Here is a 19,446-nt window from a genome sequence, read left to right as displayed (position 1 = left end):
ATTCTTCATACATACTCATCCGCCGGAAAACTATTTTTGTTAACCGGCGGAATTATTTTAATTATTCAAAAATCACTGTCTTGTCGCTGTTCAAAATCTCATCGCTGAGTTCAACTCCGATAGCGTCTGCTGTTGTTGTATTTACATATGTGTACAAATCCTCAAAAACCATAACAGGAATATCGGAAATGCTTGTTCCTTTAAGAACCTTATCAACCATATTGGCTGTTTCAATTCCCAAATCCTCATAGGTAATACCGATTGATGCAAAACCGCCGTCCTGAACAAGAGAATCTGCTCCTACATAGCATGGGATTTTTGCATCCTTACAAATCTGAGAGAGAATTGACATACCCTCGGCAACAGTGTTGTCTGTCGGTGAGAATACTGCGTCGCACTTTGTAACAAGTGATTCAGCCGCCTGTTGAATAGCTGTGCTGTTCTCAACGTTGGCTTCAACATAGCTCAAGCCCTTTTCCTCACAATATGCCTTTGCTCTTTCAATATTTGCTACAGAGCTGTCCTCACCTGAGTTGTAGATAAATCCAAAGGTTTTGATATCCGGTGTAAGCTCCAAAGCCATGTCGATTATCTTTTCAACAGGAACGCTGTCTGAAGTACCTGTGATGTTTTTGTCAGGCTTTTCAAGGCTTGTGGTAAGGTTTGCGGCAACCGGGTCTGAAACTGCTGAGAAAATAACAGGAATCTGTGAGGAATAGTTCATAGCGGCTGTGGCAACCGGTGTGGAAATTGCAACAACGATGTCGTATCCGTCTGCTACAAATTTATCCATCATAAGAGGAATTGTTGTTGAGTCATTCTGAGCTGACATACAGGAAATCTCAGCATTTTCGCCGTCCTTATATCCAAGCTCCTCCAGTCTGTTGATAATTGACTGTTCAATGGTATTGAGGGAAGAATGTTCAACTATCTTGATAATTCCGATTTTAACTGATTCACCTGATGACTGACCATCTGTGTTTCCGCTTTCGCTGTTTCCGCCGCATCCTGTGAAAATCGCTGCGCACATAAGAATTGACAATACTATAGATAAAAACTTTTTCATTTTTACTCACCTTTCATACTTCAAAAAATTATTTTATACTGATATTTTTCTAAAAAACTTTTATGAAATACGCCATCGTTCTTTAAGTAAAATCATATTATCACCTTAAAAATAAAAATAAAAAAGTCCTCGGGTTATACAATAACCCAAGGACAGACAATCAAAATATCTGCGGTGCCACCTTGTTTGGCGAAACGCCCACTCATCGAATGCAAACACATTCTATCTCTGTAACGTGAGAACACGTTGCGGGATACTTTGTTCCCCCGCACCCTCCGAGGTCCATTTGCAATACCGGTTTCTGCCTCAATTCCAGCACCTGAGGCTCTCTGTGAGATCGTATAATGCGTTATCTCCTCATCAATGGTTTAATGTATTAAAATATTAACTGCCATTATTATATTCTCATTCATTTTAAATGTCAAGCTTTTTTTGACAATTTATTCAAAACATTACAAAATTACGTCATTAAACTATGTAACCCGCTATTATCAGCTGTAAGCAAGTCACGTCTGTCACGTTAAATTTTCCGTCTCCGTTAAAATCATAAGTTGATTTTCCGAAAAAACATTCCTTCTTTTTTGTAAGAAACTTTTGAAGAAGTTCACAGTCAAGGTTATTAACAACTCCGTCGGCGTTTAAATCTCCGGCGTTGTTGTTTTCAAACTTGTTGTAGTTCCCACCTGTGACAAAGGAATTCCCGCCAGCCTCATTAGCTTCCTGAACTTCACCTACAGAAGAAAACTCAATCCCCTTTTCATTGGCAAAGGTTTCGGCATAGGAACCGCTGTAGCCGTATATTACCAGCTTATCACAGCCGTCAAAAGCATGCTCTTCAATATATGTAGTTGCCGGAGGTATATACACATATTCAAGTGATTTACAACCGTAAAAAGCATACTCTCCTATTGACTTAACAGTTTCCGGAAGAGTAATTTCCTTAACAGAAGAACATCTGTTAAAAGAATATTTTTCTATACTTTCCGGCTGTCCCTTAATTTCAATGGTTTCGGCAGATGAACAGCTGTAAAAAGCATTTGCGCCGATTTTTGTTACCGAAGCCGGAATAATTATTTTTTTAAGATTTATACACCCTGAAAAAGCGCTGTCGCTTATGGTTTTTATAGTTTCAGGAAAGTTTACCTCTGTTATGTTTTTGTTACCGTAAAAAGCGCTCCAGGATATTTCGGTCACATCTCTGTTTGAAATCTGACTGGGTATATCCAAAACGGAAGAAGTCCCCATATATCCTGCAACGGCAATAGTTCCGTCATACCTGTATGTATACTTATAATCATCACTGGCAAAATATGTCTCTGCGCTTACAGGAAAATGGGTCAATACTGTAATAAAAAAAAGAACTGCCGCTGCCGGCAATACACCTTTTGCGCATTTCATTGATATTCCTCCCTATCAAAGGAAAAACATTTTAGTAATCCCATAGTTCCTTTTAATTCTATCTGATTTATCAAAATAAATCAAGATAATATCCTCTTTTGCGCTAAATTTCATTAACCTTTCACATAATGCGACATATTTTTCACATTAAAGCAGCAAAGAGAAACCCAAACCGAAAAACGGTTCGGATTTCTCCTGTAAATATGTTATCTTAAAAAATTATTCCTTTATCATGTCAAGAATAATTGCCTTTGCCTGCATAATAGCCTCGTCAACCTTTGTTGGGTCTTTAGCTCCTGCCATAGCCAGGTCTGGCTTTCCGCCGCCGTTACCGCCTGCAATCTGAGCAACTGCCTTAACTATCTTGCCTGCATTTGCGCCCTTCTCTCTTGCTTCCTTGCCGCATGCGCATCCGAAAGTAACCTTACCCTCGTTGATACCTGCAAGAACAATTACAGCCTTTGGAGCAACGTCGAGAATTTTTCCGCACATTTCCTTAATCATGTCACCTGTAACGTCAGTCATAGCTGCACAGATAATTCTAACGCCCTTTTCAAGCTGGCTGTTAGCCATAAGGGAATCAATCTGAGTTGCAGCAATCTTATCGCTGAGCTCCTGAATTTTTCTTGACTGCTCTTTAAGCTCGCCGGCAACTCTTTCTGCGCCTGCAACAATCTCTCTCGGATTTGAGATTTTAAGTGTAATAGCTGTCTGTGCAATCATGTTCATTGCGTTTTCAACCATAGCCAAAACGCCGTGGCCTGTCACTGCCTCTATACGTCTTACGCCTGCTGCAACAGAGCCTTCCTGTCTGATTTTAAACAAGCCGATTTTTGCTGTGTTATCAACATGAGTACCGCCGCAAAGCTCTGTAGAGATATCTCCTGCCTTTACAACTCTTACGATGTCGCCATACTTTTCGCCGAACAAAGCCATTGCGCCCATTTTCTTAGCCTCTTCAATAGGCATTTCCTTAACCTCAACAGGCATACCTGCAAGGATAACCTCGTTAACTCTCTCCTCTACAGCCATAAGCTCCTGAGCTGTCGGAGCTGAGAAGTGTGTAAAGTCAAATCTTACAGAATGTTCTGTAACAAGCTGACCTGCCTGCTCAACGTGATTTCCCAAAACCTCTCTCAAAGCAGCCTGGAGCAAGTGAGCAGCAGTGTGGTTTCTCATAATATCCATACGGCGCACAGCGTCAATTTTAGCGTCAGCAGACATACCTACAGCCACGCTGCCTGACTTTACAACACCAGCCTGGAGGAAAATTCCGCCCTGGTCCTTAGTTGTGTTTGTAACTTCAATATCAAAGCCCTCGCCGGAGATAACGCCTGTATCGCCAATCTGGCCGCCGCTTTCACCGTAGAAAGGAGTTTTATTGAGAACAAATATTGCGCTCTCGCCCTCGCCTGCAGCCTCTACACGCTCGCCGTCCTTTACAATAGCGAGAATTTCAGCCTGAGTTTCATTTTCGCTGTAGCCTACAAACTCAGTTTTTGCAACGTCTGTAAGGTCTGTGCTGTCGCTTATCCAAGCATCTGCGCCTGCATTCTTTCTCATATCACGTGAACGCTTTTTCTGCTCTGACAAAAGCTCATAGAAACGGTCTATATCAACGGAGATACCCTTTTCCTCAAGGATTTCTCTTGTAAGGTCAATTGGGAATCCAAAAGTATCGTGAAGCTTAAAGCTGTCCTCACCGGAGAGAACCTCAACATCGCCTCTGTCGATAATGCCCTGGAGCATATTCATGCCCTGCTCAACAGTGTTAAGGAAGTTTTCCTCCTCAACCTTAATAAGCTTTGTGATGAACTCCTGCTTTTCTCTAAGCTCAGGATATGCGCTTTCGTTTTCCTTAATAACAGTTTCGCAAACCTTGTAGAGGAAAGGCTCTTTCATACCCAAAAGTCTGCCGTGACGTGCAGCTCTTCTCAAAAGTCTTCTGAGAACATAGCCCTTGCCCTCGTTTGATGGCATAACGCCGTCGCCAATCATAAAGGTTGTGCTTCTGATGTGGTCTGTAATAACACGAAGTGAAATATCGCTCTTTTCGCTCTCGCCGTACTTAACACCTGTAAGCTCGGAGATGTGCTTCATAATGTTCTGAACTGTGTCAACCAAGAACAGGTTGTCAACACCCTGCATTACACAGGCAAGACGCTCAAGTCCCATACCTGTATCGATGTTTGGATGGTCAAGAGGTGTGTAGTTGTTGTGTCCGTCGTTGTTGAACTGAGTAAATACCAGGTTCCAAACCTCAACAAATCTGTCGCACTCACAGCCAACATGGCAGTCAGGCTTGCCGCATCCCTTTTCAGGGCCTCTGTCGAAATAAATCTCAGAGCAAGGGCCGCATGGACCTGAACCGTGCTCCCAGAAGTTGTCCTCTTTGCCCATTCTTACAATGTGGCTTGGGTCAACTCCAACTTCCTTTGTCCAGATGTCAAAAGCCTCGTCGTCGTTTTCATAGATAGAAACATAGAGAAGCTCCTCAGGCATTTCCAAAACCTTTGTAAAGAATTCCCATGCCCAGGCTGTAGCCTCGTGCTTGAAATAATCGCCGAAAGAGAAGTTACCCAGCATCTCGAAATATGTTCCGTGACGAGCTGTAATACCAACACGCTCAATATCAGGTGTTCTGATACACTTCTGACATGTTGTAACACGCTTTCTCGGAGGTGTAACCTCTCCTGTAAAATACTTTTTCATAGGAGCCATTCCGCTGTTAATAAGCAAAAGGCTGTTGTCGTCCTTTGGAATAAGGGAAAAGCTTGGAAGTCTTAAATGACCCTTGCTTTCAAAGAAAGAAAGAAACTTTTCTCTCAATTCGTTAAGTCCTGTCCACTGCATAATTATTACTCTCCTTGTTTTCCTTTTATCTCATTCAATAAAATAAAAAACTCCTGCCCCAAAATGGGACAGGAGATAAACCTGCGGTACCACCCAAATTGCCGTTTTAAAATTAAAACGACCCCTTGAATTTCTTTAACGCAGAAATACGTCCGGCTCATCACCGAAAGCTCAGGGGCGGCCCATAACCTTTTCCGAAGAACTTTCCACCAGCCGTTCTCTCTCTTTGCGGAAATAAAAGTTAATTAACCCCGTCAACGCCGTAATAGGTTATATAATTTTATCTTGATTATTATACTCCCAATAAATCCTGTTGTCAATACAAAACATAAATCATTCCGCTGAATAAAATTCCATTGACACACCGGAGTCAAAAACAAGCACATCCTTTGGCATTTTTGAAATCTTATGTACAACATACATATCCCCGGTAGAACCTGCGATATTATAAATCTGAATCAGATATATCACCCAAAACCATTCAATACCGCAAATCAGGTTAAGTATCATCAGCACCACGCCCCAAATCATCATGGGAGCCGGCGCAGTAACAATGTACATATTTTTATTGAAATAATCCTTGCTGCCGGCATATGCATACAAGAGAGAAAATCCGTATTTAACGGTCTTTGAACCGAAAAATTTCATTGCCATTCCATGGACAAGTTCATGCAATACCAAGTAGATAAACATGCCGGCAAATATAATTATAATTTTTACAATGTCAAAATACAGAAAATATTCTCTTGTAGTAACCACGCCGGCGATTATTCCCATTACAGCGGCAACAGCCAAAGCGGCTATATTTATTCTAAGCGCAAGCTTTTTATCCTTTTGCAAGTCCAAGGATAAAATCCTTCTGTAGCCCTGCGGCAATTCAGATAAGCATTTCATTGTTCTAACCCTCATATTTAAAACAAATTATTTTTCTCTCGCAAGTGACTGAGCCATTCTGTGGTAAGTGTGTCTTATTCCCCTTATAGCCACACTGTAAGCCATAATATTTTCAGGCAGAGCCATTCCCACATAACCTGAATCGCCTATATGGTGAATATCGGTTCCTGTCATCTTACACTCAAGGGCAATTCTCTTTATTGTGTCTGTGTCTGCGCCCTCCTGGGATGTTCCTATAGATGTTATTGTAAGCTTTCCAAGGCTGTGGGCATAGCTTACAAGTCCTCTGATATACTCTGTAGTTATACCCGGAACTGTTCCCGGCGCAGGAAGAAGAATAATATCTGCTCCCGCATCGGCAAAGCTTTTTATATCATCCTTGGTTATAATATTTTCTCCGCCCTCTCCCACAATACCGGAAGCGTGCATTTTTCCTGCGCAAAGAGCAATTCTATCCCCAACTCTTTCGGAAATTGATTTCAGAGAATCTACAATAGCCTTATTGCTTACGCCGTTTCCCGGATTGCCGGTGAGAACAATCATATCAACGCCCATATCTGCGGCAATTTCAGCATTATCTGCTGTTGCATATCTTCCTGCGCTCATTTCCCACAAGGTTTCTGCGTTTTCCTTAGCTGCTTCATCGTCAACAGGTTCAAGGTTTATTCCCACCATTCTTCCTGTAAGTCTTTTAACCTCTCTCACAGTGTCCTCCGGCTTTACTTTAGGCAGAGCCATTATATTCGGTGTTCTCACGTCAAACATATTTAAAAGTATTAAATCTGCCCCCATAGAAGCTGCAAACTCTGCATTTGTAACATCTGTAAGCAGAGGTATTGTAACGCCGATAGTTTCAGAAGCAAGTACTCTACCCTCGCTTCCTGCTATAGCGGTTAAAAACTCGTCCTTTGTAAGATTTATAAGCTCCTGTGGAACCATATTCAAAATTCTTTTTGCCAATTTTAATTCCTCCTTAATGTGGATTTTTTATTTTAATTATACCATAACGCAGACTTAACGTACAGCTTTTATTATGTCCATAATAACCGAAAAAACAGCTTTAATTTTTCACATATAAAATAAGTAAAAAACATATAATCTTATTGTAATTTTCACATAATTAGACTATAATAAAAATGTAACAAAAAACCAAAATATATGTAAGACTCAAAATTAAAGGAGGATAATAACATGAAACAAAGATTTTTTAAATGTGAACACTGCGGTAACATCATCGCATTTGTAGAGGACAAAGGCGTTCCTGTTGTATGCTGCGGAGAGAAAATGAAGGAACTCATTCCTGGTTCTACAGACGCTGCAACAGAAAAGCACGTTCCTGTTATCGCTGTTGACGGTAAGAAAGTAACAGTAACAGTCGGCGAAGTTCCACACCCAATGGCTGAAGAGCATTTCATTGAGTGGATTTCCATAGAAACAAAAGAAGGCAACCAGCGCAAAGAGCTCAAGCCGGGCGCAGAACCAAAGGCAGAATTTGTTCTCTGTGACACAGACGAAGTTATCTCTGCTTTCGCATACTGCAACCTCCACGGCCTTTGGAAAGCTGACAAATAATACTTTTATATCCGCCTTGGATGGGTTCATCTGGAGGATTACCTCCGCCATGCGGCGGGGTTAAGTTTGTTTTCCTGACTGGGAGTGGTTTACTCTATCAGAGGTGCGATTATAGTTCAATCTAAAAAACACCATATATCAGGACTAAGTTTGTTTTCCTGACTGGGAGTGGCTTTCTCTATCAGAGGTGCGATTATAGTTCAATCTAAAAAACACCATATATCAGGACTAAGTTTGTTTTCCTGACTGGGAGTGGCTTACTCTATCAGAGGTGTGATTTATGTAACTATAAAACAACACTTATAGTTCAATCTTAAAAAACACCATATGTCAGGGTTAAGCTTATTTTCCGACTTGGAACCGTTCATTTATAATTTTTAAAAAAGCTAAAACTGCCGGAAAAGTTTTTACACTTTCCGGCAGTTTATTTTTTATCTTTTTTTATAAAGCAGGTATCTTATTATAGCCAAAACGATTACACCGCCTGCTATCCAGCAAAATATATACTCCATAAAACGCCTCCGAAATCAAAGCTCACGTTTTTTCATTATTCTGACGCTCATCATATAGGATATTACAAGTATAATAACAGTTCCAAGAATTCCAGCCGCTGTCATAAGCACCATATTTTTCATAATCTCGTTTACAAAGAAATTCAATGTCTCTTCACTGTAATTTCTCAGCACCAAAATCATTGCCGCAAGCACCAGCATACTTCCGATTATAATGCACATAAGAACAGTCTTTCCGTTTATAGAACCGAATTTCAGCTGTACAGGTATTAAAACTGACATTAAAACAATCATAACCAGCCACAAAAGGCAAACTATAAGCATAAGTCCGTTAATATCCAAAGTATCTCCCTTTAAAAAGGTTACAGCCGTTACAACAGCTATTGAAAGTACTACACCTAAAATAAGACTTACAACACCCAGCAGGTATTTGCTTTTGACATATTCTTTCCTGCTGACCGGCATTGTCATCAAAAAAGACGTGCCGTTTTCCATATCATCAAAGCTTATGGTTGTTGTAAGCAGAGAAATAACCATAACTGCAACATATGCGAATAAATACACTGCCAGTCGGGTTTTTGAGAAAGCAGCCATAGACACTAAAATCGGAATAAATAGAAAAACATTTTTATTGCTGAATATAATCCTTATATCCTTTATTATAAGACCTTTCATTTATTCTCACCGCCAGTCTTTTCTATCAAAGCTCACGTTTTTTCATTATACGATTGCTTATTGCGTAAGAAAGACACAAAAGAAATGCAACTACCAAAACGCTTATAACAGTTGACATAACAGCATTTCCCAGAATTACAGTTTCAAGAAACCAGTTCAAATCCAAATTCAAGACCTCTAAAAGCTGAATAGCTCCGAAAGCACCTGCAACGCTCAAAATAACCACTGCTAAGAGAACCACTCTTCCATGTTCTCCTCCAAATTTAAGCTGAATTGGCAGTAAAATTGATATAAAAACAAGCATCATGAAAAATATCACGGCACAGGAAAATACCAGCTCGTTAAAATCAACCTGACCCTTTTTCAGCATATTTATAGCTACATTCAGAACCACAGACAACAAAATACCACAAAGCTCGGCAACAACAGCGAATACATATTTTCCCCTTACGTAATCCTTTCGGCTCACCGGAAGAGTCATCAAAAATGATATACATCTGTCGTAATCGTCATAGCTGATTGTTGTAACAACCAGAGTTGTAAAAAGGATTGATATATAGGAGGTTACAAAAGCTGATATAGCCACATCGGTAAAGGCAACCATACCCATAATCACAAGTATAACTAAAAACATACTCTTGTTGCTAAGTATGATTTTTAAATCCTTAATTAACAGGCCTTTCATGGATTTTCACCGCCTATCATCATTGTAATGACGCTGTCAATTCCTCCACGCTCCACAACTATTCCCGGATAATTATCCAGATAGAACTGTTTTTCATCGGTAAGACAGCTGACGCCGAAGTTTTCTTTTTTAATCTTCAAAATATGTGATTTATCAAGCTTTCTGTATTCTTCATCCCTGAGCTTTAATATTCCGTAACTGCTCAAAATAACGTCGGTATCCTGATGAAGAATAATTTTTCCGTTATCAATCATGTATATATCGTCGCATAAACCTTCCAAATCTCCGGAAATATGGGAGCTTATAAGTATCGCTCTCTCCCCCTGCTCCATATATTCCCTAAGCATATCAATTATACTTTCCCTTGCCATAAAGTCCATACCTGCGGTTGGCTCGTCTAAAATCAGCAAATCCGCATTGTGTGTTATGGCGATAATCAACTTAAGCCTTGCTTTCATACCTGTGGAAAACTCTTTTATTTTCTTATTCAGAGGCAGTTTCATCTGTTTGCATTTTTTCAAAAAGTCTTCCTTATCAAACTGTGAATAAACAGCGGACAAAACAGGTATTATATCATTTACCTTTAATTCTCCGGAAAAACCGCTGTCCGAAAGCAAAACGCCTATTTTTTCCTTATCCTTTGACTTAAAATCGGAAAGCTTCTTTCCGAAAATCTCAATTTCTCCCCCGTCAACAGAGATAAGTCCCAAAACGCTTTTAAAAGCCGTGGTTTTTCCGGCTCCGTTTCTTCCCACAAGACCTGTTACATACCCTGGCTTGATTTCCAATGTGCAGTCCAGAGTAAAGTCCCTGTAATTCTTTTTTACGCTTGTCATTTTAAGCATAGTTACTCCTCCAATACAAGCAGGAACAAATCTTTAAGTTCCCGGTCACTCATAGAGCAGCTTCTGCCCTTTCGGACGGCCGTTTCCATCAGAGCTTCCACCTCTTTTTTCTGTTCTTCCAACAGGAGCTGCTGATTTGCGCCGGCTACAAAGCTTCCCTTTCCATGAACGGTTATAACAAAACCGCTTTGCTCCAAAGTGTCGTAAGCTTTTTTAACCGTCAGTGCGCTTATCTTCAATTCCTTTGCCAAAGAACGAACAGAAGGCAGTATAGTGTCAATCTTCAGTGTTCCATCTGTTATCATTGCCTTAATCTGATTTACAATCTGCTCATATATAGGCTGTACAGATGAATTATTTATAATTATCTTCAATGTATATTTCCCTCCTGTTCTATAAACAGTATATAACAGTATATAACACTTGTCAAGATTTTTTTATATCCGCCTTGGAAAAGTTCATCTGGAGGATTACCTCCGTTATGCGGCGGTGGTGACTTTGTTTTCCTGACTTGGAATGGCTTGCCTTATCAAAGGAATAATTTATGTAACTATAAAACAATACCCATGGTTCAATCATAAAAAACCGTGGGTATTGTTTTATAATCAACTTAGTTTAAATAATTTATTAAAAAACTTTTAACTCAAAAATAAAAATATAAACCCCATCGAAAGCGAGCTATTCCCAAAACTAAACAGAAGGTCTCGCCCGCCTTGAAACGACGTTTATTTCATAGCTAAACCTTTGCAAGGCGGATATAAAATTCTCGCCCGACCTGCGCAGAGCCTTGCCAACAGCATAATCTTTGTAGGTCGGATATAAAATAAACCCAACCGAGAGCGAACCATTCCCAAAATTAAACAGAAGGTCTCGCCCGCCTTGAAATGAAGTCTATCTCATAGCTAAACCTTTGCAAGGCGGAAATAAAATTCTCGCCCGACCTGTGCAGAACTTTACCAATAGTAGAACCTTTGCAGGTCGGATATAAAATAAACCCAACCGAGAGCGAACCATTCCCAAAACTAAACAGAAGGTCTCGCCCGCCTTGAAACGACGTTTATTTTTAAGGCAAACCTCTGCAAGGCGGAAATAAATTAGTCGGCAAAAGAGAAATCGCCCATTCTGGCCATGCAGTCGCAGATTGATAGGTATTCGTCGCCGGCGATTATTATGTGGTCTAAAAGGGATAAACTCATAGTTTCGAGCTTTTCGGAAAGAGTGTAAGTCACGTCTATGTCCTTTTCAGATGGCAAAACGCTGCCGCTGGGATGATTGTGGGCAAGGGCTACAGACTTAGCTCTGCTTAAAATAGCCAAGTTTATTATTTTTTCGTAAGGTACGGTTGCGGCGCTAAAGTTTCCGCTGGAAATAGGAACACAGCTTAACTCTCTGCCTTTGGCGTCTAAAAACAGCGCGACAATATATTCTTCTGTTCTGCCGATAAACTTATCCTGAAAATATTCGCCAAGCATATCCCTGGTGATAACCTGTCTTTTCTGCCTTTTGTCGTCGATGTAAATACGGGAAATTTTCGGAATCATGCTGATAAATACGGCGGCGTTTTTGCTCAAACCAAAATCCATAAGCTGACTTATACTCGCATCAAAAACTCCTGCCAATGAACCGAAGTGGTCTATTAAACGGTGCGCTAATGGATTGGTGTCAACTCTGGGAACGGCATAAAAGAGTATCATCTCCAAGACCTCGTGAGGCTCAAAGATTTCAAGACCAAACTTTATGTATTTGTCTTTCATTCTTTCTCTGTGACCGCCGTGCTCATGCTTGTATGCCATATGCGCACCCCCGTTCTTATTTCATGACAATATAATCGAAGCGGAATAACCTCGTTATCCCGCTCCAAAGTAATTTTTAATTATTTAAGATATCAAACCTTACGGCTGCCTGGCTTTACAAGCTCAAGCTTGCCCTCTTTGCACAAAGGACAATTCTCAGGCTCCCAAGACTCAACCTCAACGCTGATAACAGCCTTGAAAGGAACGCCGAAATCAATTTTGCCGCCTGTTCTGTCAACGATAGAACCGATACCAACAACATCAGCACCTGCAGCCTTAACAAGCTCCAAAACTTCCTTAACGGAACCGCCGGTTGTTACAACGTCCTCAACCAAGAGAACCTTCATGCCTGGTTTTACCTCAAAGCCTCTTCTGAGAGCCATTTTTCCGTCTGCTTCTCTCTCTGCGAAGAAGTTTTCGCACTTGAGATGACGGCTAACCTCGTAAGCCATCTGAACAGCGCCCATAGCAGGTCCGATAACAACTTCTACGCCCTCAGAGCCAAACTGCTCTGCCAAAGCTGCGCAAAGTTCCTCGCTGTACTTTGTATTTCTGAAAATCTTAGCACACTGAAGATACTTGTTGCTGTGTCTGCCGGAAGTAAGTCTGAAGTGACCCTCAAGCAAAACGCCTGCTTCTTTAAGTATTTCAATAACTCTTTCATTGCTTATCATGTGAAATTACTCCTTTTTTACAAGTAAATTTTTCAAAATTATAATATCATATAATTAAATCTTTGTAAATAGATTTTTCGTCCATATGTAAAAGTAAACGAAAAAACAACACGGCATTGCTCTGCAATACCGTGTTGAAAGGAGTAAAAGTATGTTTTGTTGGTTTTAAATGTTTCCCTGTTACGATTATAATTATACAGATAGAATATGTTGATTTTTTGAAGAAACATTTAAACTTATGTGAATTAAATCAAATCATCTTCTGAAGAACCAGAGCTTTTTCCAAAGCGCCGTCTATTTTAAGCTTTCCGAAAGTAAAAGCAGTAATCGGATTCATCTTTCCTTTTGCAATCTTCAAAAGAGTATCGGCAGAGCAGGTAAACTGTACATCTCTGTCGTTATATGAATAAGGCTCAACAATAACCTTACCGTCCTTAATCTCAGCATAAAATGTTCCTGCGCCCTCGCCGGTCATGTTAAACTGAAAAGCCAGGTGCTCTTTAATCTCGCTTACATCAGCTTTCAAAAACATTGATTTGATTTCTTCAAAAACTTCCTGAAATGTCATACGTATCAATCCTTTCATAATAGAAATACAATCCTTTTTACCATACACGAAGGTTTCCCTTCACCTGTATTATACCATATCTGCATATACAGGTCAATTATATATAAATATATGAATATAAATATAACAAACAGTCATGCAAAAAGGAGATCCGAACATTGTCGAATCTCCTTGTAATTTTTCTGTTAAATTTGCTACTGGGTCGTTTCAACCTTTGACACCGTTACGTTTGCGTTATAGGTTCCGTAAACCCAAACATAACCGCTGTTCTCCGGAATTTCAATTTTCACCGGCATTTCCGACGTTCCTATAACAATTCCCTCTGTCATCTCTGACCAGTCAACATAAGCCACCAAATCTTCGCTGGTGATAGAGCTCAGAGCTTCCTCGGTACCGATAAGCTGAACATCAAGCTGTTTCAGCGGAACATCCGCCGTATAACCGTCCGGAATATTCTTCTTTTCAAACTGGGTTACCGTATAGGTTTGCATAGAAAGGCTGCTGAAATCAATGGTAACTGTTACCGTATTTATATTGCTTATATTCCTGCATGAGGAAGGAACTGCAACCTGCACTTCCACAGTGTGAACACTGTTGTCATAATTTGAAATATCGATAGGTTCAACCGGTATAGAATCCAGATTATTCATAACCGAAGCATCTCCTGCAACTCTGATAGTTGAAGGTTCAACAGTTATATATTTACTTAAATCCAAATCGCTTGGAACGCCCTCCGGCGGAACAACAATTGGAAGTTCCTTTTCAGGTTCAACAATAATTGTAACCGCAGTGGAGGTAACACTCATGGACAAGTCGCTGTTATTTATAACATCTCCGTCCTCATCCAAAAGTATAATATCGCTGGTAAGTTCTCTGGTTTCGGTGATAGTTCCGCTGATAGTATCCCTGACAACCGCCTTTGACACCTTGGAAACCACACTTTCCGGACCTGAAACCACAACAGAAGTATCCCCTAAAACACTTCTTGAATAATATCCGCTGTCTACCTTATAGACTATCTCGGAAGTTATATCCAAGGTTTTTTCCTGGTATCTGTCCACATTTACAACAATAGTTGAGGGCGATACCGCAGAAGAAAACTCATAGTCCGATTTTACACCGGTTTTGCTTGCGGCTAAGGGCAGAGTGTAAGTGCCGGCAGTTGTAATACTGCTTGTCTGCTGGGCCTTAATCTGAATATCCGATTTTGTAAGTGAACCCACAATCATTCTGTTTCCGGTAACCGAAACAGAGGCGGTGACATGATCCAATCCGAATATCTGATATCCGTTATCTATAGCTTCCTGAGAAAGTTCAACAGTGACAGGTATATCAGAAATTGTTTTAGTAAACTCGCTTCCGCTGCTGAAGCTCATTCCAATCCAGAGAAAAATCGACAACAGAACAGAAATCAAAATAAGAAACTTATCACTCTTTAAGAACTTTCTCATTTATCGTTCCCCTTCCTTTTAGTGAACAGGGACAAAAAGTCCGTTTTGTCGTTATCCTCTTTTATAAGCAGAGTTTCAAGCTCTTTGATAAGCTCGTCCCTGCTGTAATCTCTTCTCAAAACACCGTTTATAGCCAGCGAAATTGTTCCGGTTTCCTCAGAAACCACCAGTACAACTGCGTCTGACTCTTCACTCATACCGAGGGAAGCTCTGTGTCTTGTTCCGAGATTTACGTCTACATCTTTATTCTTTGTAAGAGGAAGTATACATCCTGCGGAATGGATAATTCCGTCTCGGATAATACATGCTCCGTCATGTAAAGGCGCTTTGTTAAAGAATATATTGCCAAGCAGTGCAACCGACGTAGATGCGTCAAGAATTGTGCCTGTTGCGGCAATATCAGAAAGCATTGTTTCACGCTCAAAAACAATAAGCGCACCTGTTTTTGTACGGCTGAATATGGCTGATGTATCAGCAACATCCACAATAGCCTTTTTTACACGTTCTCTCCACTCGTCACCTTTTGCGGGCTGAATGAATTTCAAGGATTTTCGAGAAATTTTGCTTCGTCCTATCTGTTCCAGCGCCTTTCTGATTTCAGGCTGAAAAATAATTGCGATAAGGATAACCGCAAACTCGAAGAACATTTTTAATAGCATGTTCAGCATGTTCAGACTGAACACTGCGGAAAGGAAATAAACCACAAGCAGAACAATTATACCCTTTAAAAGCTGTTCCGCTCTTGTTTCCCTAACCAGCTTAAACATACTGTATATGATAAACGCAATAACCGCTATATCCAGAAAATCTTTAAATTCAAAAGTCCGTGAAATGGAGAAGAAATTAGAAAACCATTCCTGCAAAAACTCCATAATAATCCCCCAAGACTTGCATAAATAGCGGCGAAAAGCTGCAAAATACATTCAAACAAACATAAAATGAACAACATCTATGTAGCAGGCTTGAAAAAACCTGCCTTTTTAAGCTTTCCCGCCGTTACTATAATTGTATCACAATATGAAAGGATTGCAAGATAAAATCTGTTATTTTTCAGATTTTTTTCAGTGCTTTTATTAAGAATTCACAGTTGGAATAATCGGTAAAAACAGAAGGGCAAATTCTTACAGTTCCCGTATTCTCCGTACCCATGCTGATATGGGCAAGTGGAGAGCAGTGAAGTCCGGCACGTGCGGCAATGTTAAATCTTCTGTTGAGAATTGCCGCTGTTTCCTCTGAGCTTTTTCCTTTTATATTAAATGAAAGTACCGGCACATGATAATTCAAATCCGGCTTTTGCGTATATAAAATTATATTATCATTCTGACAGAGCATTTTGTAAACTCTTGAAAGAAAATTCATTTCGTGCTTAAAAATATTTTCCGTTCCTTTAAATTTCACAAAATCAATTCCTGCGCCAAGACCGCAGATTCCCGTAAGATTTGGAGTTCCGCTTTCAAATCTGTCCGGAAGAAAATCCGGCTGTTCCAGACTCAGAGAACTGCTTCCTGTTCCCCCTTCTTTTAAAGGCATTGGAACAGTATCACAGTTTATAATCAAAACACCTATTCCCATGGGGCCGTAAAGGCCTTTATGTCCGGATAAACATAAATAATCTATGCAGTCGCCTTTTACGTCAATAGGCAAAACACCGGCAGTCTGAGCTGCGTCAACGCATATTTTTATTCCGTACTGGTGGCACAAAGCCGCAAGCCTTTCAACGGGAAGTCTAAGCCCGAAAACATTTGACCCGTGAGTACATACCACAAGTCTTGTGTGGTCGTTAAACTTATTTCTGAAATTGTCCAGAGTTTTGTCATGGTCACATTCACAGACCTCTGCCACATCATAAGTTATAATTCCCTCTTTTTTCAGTCTTTCAAGAGGTCGAACCACGGAATTGTGTTCAAGAGAAGATATAACCACATGGTCGCCCTTTTTCAATATTCCCTTTATAACCGTGTTAAGTGATTCTGTACAGCCGGACGTAAAAATCACATTTTCCGGCTCTCCTGCGTTAAAAAACTCCTGAACCTTTTCTCTCACCTCAAAAACCGCCTGAGATGACTGCATAGCTGCATTGTGTCCGCCTCTTCCCGGATTTGCGCCGAACTTTCTGAAAGAATTGCAGACGCTTCTTATAACATTTTCCGGCTTTGGAAATGTTGTGGCGCAGTTGTCCAGATATATCATTTCCTCACCGTTCTTTCAATTACCTTTATATTGTAATTGGCAAGGATTTCTTCGGCATCCTGAATTTTATCGGGTATATACAAACCGTATCCGCAGGACTGACCGGCTTTTTCAATGCTTACTCTTTCAACATAAGCGGTAATACCGTGTTTTCTCAAAATATCTCTTCCCTTCATAGCGTATGTTATGGTGGAAAGTACAAGTATATTATAGTTCAAAATAACACCCCATTAAAAAATTATTGTTCACTTATATAATATGTAGACAGGCTATTTCTGCCACACTGCAAAAAGATATATGCGCCTGTCTTGAAAATAATAACTTTTTTGTGATATAATTATTTATTATAATAATAGAAACGGTTCATTAACAGTAAACGAGGTTATAGGAATTATGAAGGAAATCGAAAACAGCCTTGATACAAAACAGGTATTGACTGTAGTAGAGCGTTACAGTCATGCTCTTGATTTGCTGGACGCATACGATCATCAAAACATGAAGCGTCCAGACGGTACAAAAGCAACCTATGTTTTGACATATGAGGAATGCCGCAAGGTTATTAATGAAATGAAGTTTAGCGACACAAGTTCTCTGTTCGGAAATGAAAAAGACGAGTCCTTTAAAGGAAGTATAGGCGCTGTTTATCAATGCTTCGGCGGTGCAGAATTATATCCCACCTTAGAGGAAAAAGCTGCCAACTTACTTTATTTCGTAACCAAAAACCATAGCTTTTCTGACGGAAATAAAAGAATAGCGGCGACAATGTTCCTTTATTTTCTCGATAAAAACAATGCATTATTCAGAGACGATAAAAAACTAATTGATGACCACACCTTAGTTGCATTGACGATTATGATTGCCCAGTCAAATCCAAAAGAAAAAGAAATGATGATAAGCGTAATAATGAATTGTATGAATTTATTCTAATAAATCCAAATTTCAACGAGGTACAAAGTATGACAAAAGTAATGTTTATCTGCCACGGCAATATATGCCGTTCACCTATGGCAGAATTTTTATTTAAGGACATGGTGGAAAAATTAAACCGAAAAGATGAATTTATAATCGCCTCCTGCGCCACCAGCACAGAGGAAATCGGAAATCCCGTTCACCACGGCACAAGAGAGATACTTTCAAAGCTGGGAATTTCCTGCAAAGGAAAATACGCCGTTCAGCTTACAAAAGCCGATTACGATAAATACGATTATTTCATTGTTATGGACAGCAACAACATGCGCAATACAATGAGAATATTCAAAACCGACCCTGACAAAAAGGTTTACAAGCTTCTTGATTTTGCAGGCGGCGGAAATGTTGCAGACCCTTGGTACACAGGAAATTTCGATGTTACATACGACGACATAACAAGAGGTCTAAAGGGATTTTTAAAGCATATAGACAAACAAAAATAACGGAGTTCTGATATATATGGCAAAGACAAAATACAACAAAATCTATCACGAGTTAAAAATGAAAATTGAGGACGAGGAATACCGACACGGCGACCTTATCCCCTCTGAGTCAGTTTTGGTTGCAGAATACGACTGCTCAAGAAATACCGTAAGACGAGCCATAGCCGAACTGGTGTCATTGGGATATCTTCAAAGCATAAAAGGCAAAGGCGTGCGTGTTATTTACCAGCCTGACGAGCCTTCTTTCTATTCCCTTGGAAAAATCGAATCCTTTAAAGAAGCCGCAATACGCAACAGAAAGAACGTTGTCACAAAAATACTTCTGTTTAAGGAAATCACCGTTGACGAACAGCTTCACAAAAAAGTCCCATTTGAAGTAGGTGCAGAGGTTTATTATCTGCAAAGGCTGAGATTTATAGACGGAAAAGCTTCAACAATCGACCATAACTATTTCCTGAAATCCGTAATGCCCGGCTTTAATCAGACCATAGCAGAACATTCCATATATGAATATCTTGAAGACATACTTCATGTTGAAATTGTAAGCACAAGAAGAATTGTAAAGGTCAAGAGGATAAACAAGCTTGACGAGGAAACCCTTGAGCTTAACGGAGCAAACTGTGTGGCGGCTGTTGAAAACTACACATACAATTCCGACGGCATTATGTTTGAGTTTACGGAATCAAGACACACACCGGATGACTTTGTATTCTATGACAGAGCCCACCGAGTAAAAGAGCTTATAGACTTTTAAATTCGGTGAAATTTTTGATTTTATATCTCGATTTACAAAAAATTCCTTTATAAAAATGAACGTTACAAATTTCTCCACAGTGAATTGACAGCCTGTGGAGTATT

Annotated in this window: 20 protein-coding genes and 2 other annotated features; of the genes, 4 read left to right on the top strand and 16 right to left on the bottom strand. The window is 39.9% G+C overall.

Features of this window, described 5'->3' with window-relative positions:
* Positions 1-61: 61 nt before the first annotated feature.
* From CGICJO_RS06315 to CGICJO_RS06295, 5 genes are all read right to left on the bottom strand, one after another.
* On the bottom strand, positions 62-1,066 hold the full coding sequence (locus CGICJO_RS06315; RefSeq protein WP_486498255.1) for an ABC transporter substrate-binding protein: 1,005 nt from the start codon (positions 1,064-1,066) through the stop codon (positions 62-64).
* A 145-nt stretch (positions 1,067-1,211) separates the two neighbouring features.
* Positions 1,212-1,439: a binding site (T-box leader), on the bottom strand.
* Between the two features lie 95 nt (positions 1,440-1,534).
* Complete coding sequence (locus tag CGICJO_RS06310; RefSeq protein WP_087377271.1) at positions 1,535-2,464, bottom strand: leucine-rich repeat protein; 930 nt, start codon at positions 2,462-2,464, stop codon at positions 1,535-1,537.
* Positions 2,465-2,683: 219 nt separating this feature from the next.
* Positions 2,684-5,317, bottom strand: coding sequence for an alanine--tRNA ligase (gene alaS / locus CGICJO_RS06305; protein WP_486498254.1), 2,634 nt, complete (start codon positions 5,315-5,317; stop codon positions 2,684-2,686).
* Between the two features lie 61 nt (positions 5,318-5,378).
* Positions 5,379-5,584: a binding site (T-box leader), on the bottom strand.
* 66 nt (positions 5,585-5,650) lie between these two features.
* Positions 5,651-6,211 carry a DUF3267 domain-containing protein gene (locus CGICJO_RS06300; protein ID WP_486498253.1) on the bottom strand — a complete coding sequence of 187 codons (561 nt, stop codon included), beginning with the start codon at positions 6,209-6,211 and terminating at the stop codon, positions 5,651-5,653.
* A gap of 27 nt (positions 6,212-6,238) precedes the next feature.
* Positions 6,239-7,171 carry a DUF7916 family protein gene (locus CGICJO_RS06295; RefSeq protein WP_486498252.1) on the bottom strand — a complete coding sequence of 311 codons (933 nt, stop codon included), beginning with the start codon at positions 7,169-7,171 and terminating at the stop codon, positions 6,239-6,241.
* Between the two features lie 231 nt (positions 7,172-7,402).
* On the opposite strand from CGICJO_RS06295, the gene CGICJO_RS06290 reads away from it, so the two are divergent.
* Positions 7,403-7,783: a desulfoferrodoxin family protein gene (locus CGICJO_RS06290; RefSeq protein ID WP_486498251.1), complete on the top strand. Its 381-nt coding sequence runs from the start codon at positions 7,403-7,405 to the stop codon at positions 7,781-7,783.
* Between the two features lie 527 nt (positions 7,784-8,310).
* On the opposite strand, the gene CGICJO_RS06285 is transcribed toward CGICJO_RS06290, so the two are convergent.
* From CGICJO_RS06285 to CGICJO_RS06235, 11 genes are all read right to left on the bottom strand, one after another.
* Entirely contained in the window at positions 8,311-8,970 is a 660-nt protein-coding gene (locus CGICJO_RS06285; protein ID WP_486498250.1) for an ABC-2 transporter permease, read from the bottom strand.
* Positions 8,971-8,995: 25 nt separating this feature from the next.
* Positions 8,996-9,655, bottom strand: a complete 660-nt coding sequence (locus tag CGICJO_RS06280) for an ABC-2 transporter permease (protein ID WP_486498249.1) — start codon at positions 9,653-9,655, stop codon at positions 8,996-8,998.
* On the bottom strand, positions 9,652-10,500 hold the full coding sequence (locus tag CGICJO_RS06275) for an ABC transporter ATP-binding protein (RefSeq protein ID WP_486498248.1): 849 nt from the start codon (positions 10,498-10,500) through the stop codon (positions 9,652-9,654). Before CGICJO_RS06275 ends, CGICJO_RS06280 begins: the two co-directional genes overlap by 4 nt.
* Positions 10,501-10,502: 2 nt before the next feature.
* Positions 10,503-10,874, bottom strand: coding sequence for a GntR family transcriptional regulator (locus CGICJO_RS06270; RefSeq protein WP_486498247.1), 372 nt, complete (start codon positions 10,872-10,874; stop codon positions 10,503-10,505).
* A gap of 720 nt (positions 10,875-11,594) precedes the next feature.
* Positions 11,595-12,293, bottom strand: a complete 699-nt coding sequence (locus CGICJO_RS06265; RefSeq protein WP_486498246.1) for a JAB domain-containing protein — start codon at positions 12,291-12,293, stop codon at positions 11,595-11,597.
* Between the two features lie 92 nt (positions 12,294-12,385).
* Entirely contained in the window at positions 12,386-12,967 is a 582-nt protein-coding gene (pyrE, locus tag CGICJO_RS06260) for an orotate phosphoribosyltransferase (RefSeq protein WP_486498245.1), read from the bottom strand.
* Between the two features lie 250 nt (positions 12,968-13,217).
* The gene (locus tag CGICJO_RS06255) at positions 13,218-13,535 is read right to left on the bottom strand and encodes an SCP2 sterol-binding domain-containing protein (protein ID WP_087380252.1); all 318 of its coding nucleotides are present in this window, start codon (positions 13,533-13,535) and stop codon (positions 13,218-13,220) included.
* Positions 13,536-13,729: 194 nt separating this feature from the next.
* A complete protein-coding gene (locus CGICJO_RS06250) occupies positions 13,730-14,986 on the bottom strand; it encodes a CdaR family protein (RefSeq protein ID WP_486498244.1) in 1,257 nt (418 codons plus the stop codon).
* Positions 14,983-15,858 carry a diadenylate cyclase CdaA gene (gene cdaA / locus CGICJO_RS06245; protein ID WP_087380246.1) on the bottom strand — a complete coding sequence of 292 codons (876 nt, stop codon included), beginning with the start codon at positions 15,856-15,858 and terminating at the stop codon, positions 14,983-14,985. The genes CGICJO_RS06250 and cdaA overlap by 4 nt, the downstream gene beginning before the upstream one ends.
* A 178-nt stretch (positions 15,859-16,036) precedes the next feature.
* Positions 16,037-17,176 carry an aminotransferase class V-fold PLP-dependent enzyme gene (locus tag CGICJO_RS06240; RefSeq protein WP_486498243.1) on the bottom strand — a complete coding sequence of 380 codons (1,140 nt, stop codon included), beginning with the start codon at positions 17,174-17,176 and terminating at the stop codon, positions 16,037-16,039.
* Positions 17,173-17,394, bottom strand: coding sequence for a putative Se/S carrier-like protein (locus tag CGICJO_RS06235; protein WP_087380241.1), 222 nt, complete (start codon positions 17,392-17,394; stop codon positions 17,173-17,175). Before CGICJO_RS06235 ends, CGICJO_RS06240 begins: the two co-directional genes overlap by 4 nt.
* Before the next feature lie 175 nt (positions 17,395-17,569).
* Between CGICJO_RS06235 and CGICJO_RS06230 the strand changes: the two genes are divergently transcribed.
* Genes CGICJO_RS06230 through CGICJO_RS06220 form a run of 3 tightly spaced genes read left to right on the top strand, consistent with a single transcriptional unit; the run spans position 17,570 to position 19,342 of the window.
* Positions 17,570-18,103, top strand: a complete 534-nt coding sequence (locus CGICJO_RS06230; RefSeq protein ID WP_486498242.1) for a type II toxin-antitoxin system death-on-curing family toxin — start codon at positions 17,570-17,572, stop codon at positions 18,101-18,103.
* 29 nt (positions 18,104-18,132) lie between these two features.
* Entirely contained in the window at positions 18,133-18,588 is a 456-nt protein-coding gene (locus CGICJO_RS06225) for a low molecular weight protein-tyrosine-phosphatase (RefSeq protein WP_486498241.1), read from the top strand.
* Positions 18,589-18,604: 16 nt separating this feature from the next.
* Positions 18,605-19,342: a UTRA domain-containing protein gene (locus tag CGICJO_RS06220; protein ID WP_486498240.1), complete on the top strand. Its 738-nt coding sequence runs from the start codon at positions 18,605-18,607 to the stop codon at positions 19,340-19,342.
* The last annotated feature ends 104 nt before the right edge of the window (positions 19,343-19,446 follow it).

The organism is Candidatus Limousia pullorum (assembly GCF_057405065.1).
The sequence above is the reverse complement of the archived record's forward strand: the minus strand, read 5'-3'. Positions and strand labels throughout refer to the sequence as shown.

Excerpts from the sequence above, each read along its gene's own strand:
- CGICJO_RS06285 (WP_486498250.1), bottom strand. The coding sequence starts at position 8,970 with ATGAAAGGTCTTATAATAAAGGATATAAGGATTATATTCAGCAATAAA.
- cdaA (WP_087380246.1), bottom strand. The coding sequence starts at position 15,858 with ATGGAGTTTTTGCAGGAATGGTTTTCTAATTTCTTCTCCATTTCACGG.
- CGICJO_RS06225 (WP_486498241.1), top strand. The coding sequence starts at position 18,133 with ATGACAAAAGTAATGTTTATCTGCCACGGCAATATATGCCGTTCACCT.
- CGICJO_RS06220 (WP_486498240.1), top strand. The coding sequence starts at position 18,605 with ATGGCAAAGACAAAATACAACAAAATCTATCACGAGTTAAAAATGAAA.
- CGICJO_RS06315 (WP_486498255.1), bottom strand. The coding sequence starts at position 1,066 with ATGAAAAAGTTTTTATCTATAGTATTGTCAATTCTTATGTGCGCAGCG.
- alaS (WP_486498254.1), bottom strand. The coding sequence starts at position 5,317 with ATGCAGTGGACAGGACTTAACGAATTGAGAGAAAAGTTTCTTTCTTTC.
- CGICJO_RS06250 (WP_486498244.1), bottom strand. The coding sequence starts at position 14,986 with ATGAGAAAGTTCTTAAAGAGTGATAAGTTTCTTATTTTGATTTCTGTT.
- pyrE (WP_486498245.1), bottom strand. The coding sequence starts at position 12,967 with ATGATAAGCAATGAAAGAGTTATTGAAATACTTAAAGAAGCAGGCGTT.
- CGICJO_RS06230 (WP_486498242.1), top strand. The coding sequence starts at position 17,570 with ATGAAGGAAATCGAAAACAGCCTTGATACAAAACAGGTATTGACTGTA.
- CGICJO_RS06255 (WP_087380252.1), bottom strand. The coding sequence starts at position 13,535 with ATGACATTTCAGGAAGTTTTTGAAGAAATCAAATCAATGTTTTTGAAA.
- CGICJO_RS06240 (WP_486498243.1), bottom strand. The coding sequence starts at position 17,176 with ATGATATATCTGGACAACTGCGCCACAACATTTCCAAAGCCGGAAAAT.
- CGICJO_RS06290 (WP_486498251.1), top strand. The coding sequence starts at position 7,403 with ATGAAACAAAGATTTTTTAAATGTGAACACTGCGGTAACATCATCGCA.
- CGICJO_RS06275 (WP_486498248.1), bottom strand. The coding sequence starts at position 10,500 with ATGCTTAAAATGACAAGCGTAAAAAAGAATTACAGGGACTTTACTCTG.
- CGICJO_RS06280 (WP_486498249.1), bottom strand. The coding sequence starts at position 9,655 with ATGAAAGGCCTGTTAATTAAGGATTTAAAAATCATACTTAGCAACAAG.
- CGICJO_RS06310 (WP_087377271.1), bottom strand. The coding sequence starts at position 2,464 with ATGAAATGCGCAAAAGGTGTATTGCCGGCAGCGGCAGTTCTTTTTTTT.
- CGICJO_RS06265 (WP_486498246.1), bottom strand. The coding sequence starts at position 12,293 with ATGGCATACAAGCATGAGCACGGCGGTCACAGAGAAAGAATGAAAGAC.
- CGICJO_RS06300 (WP_486498253.1), bottom strand. The coding sequence starts at position 6,211 with ATGAAATGCTTATCTGAATTGCCGCAGGGCTACAGAAGGATTTTATCC.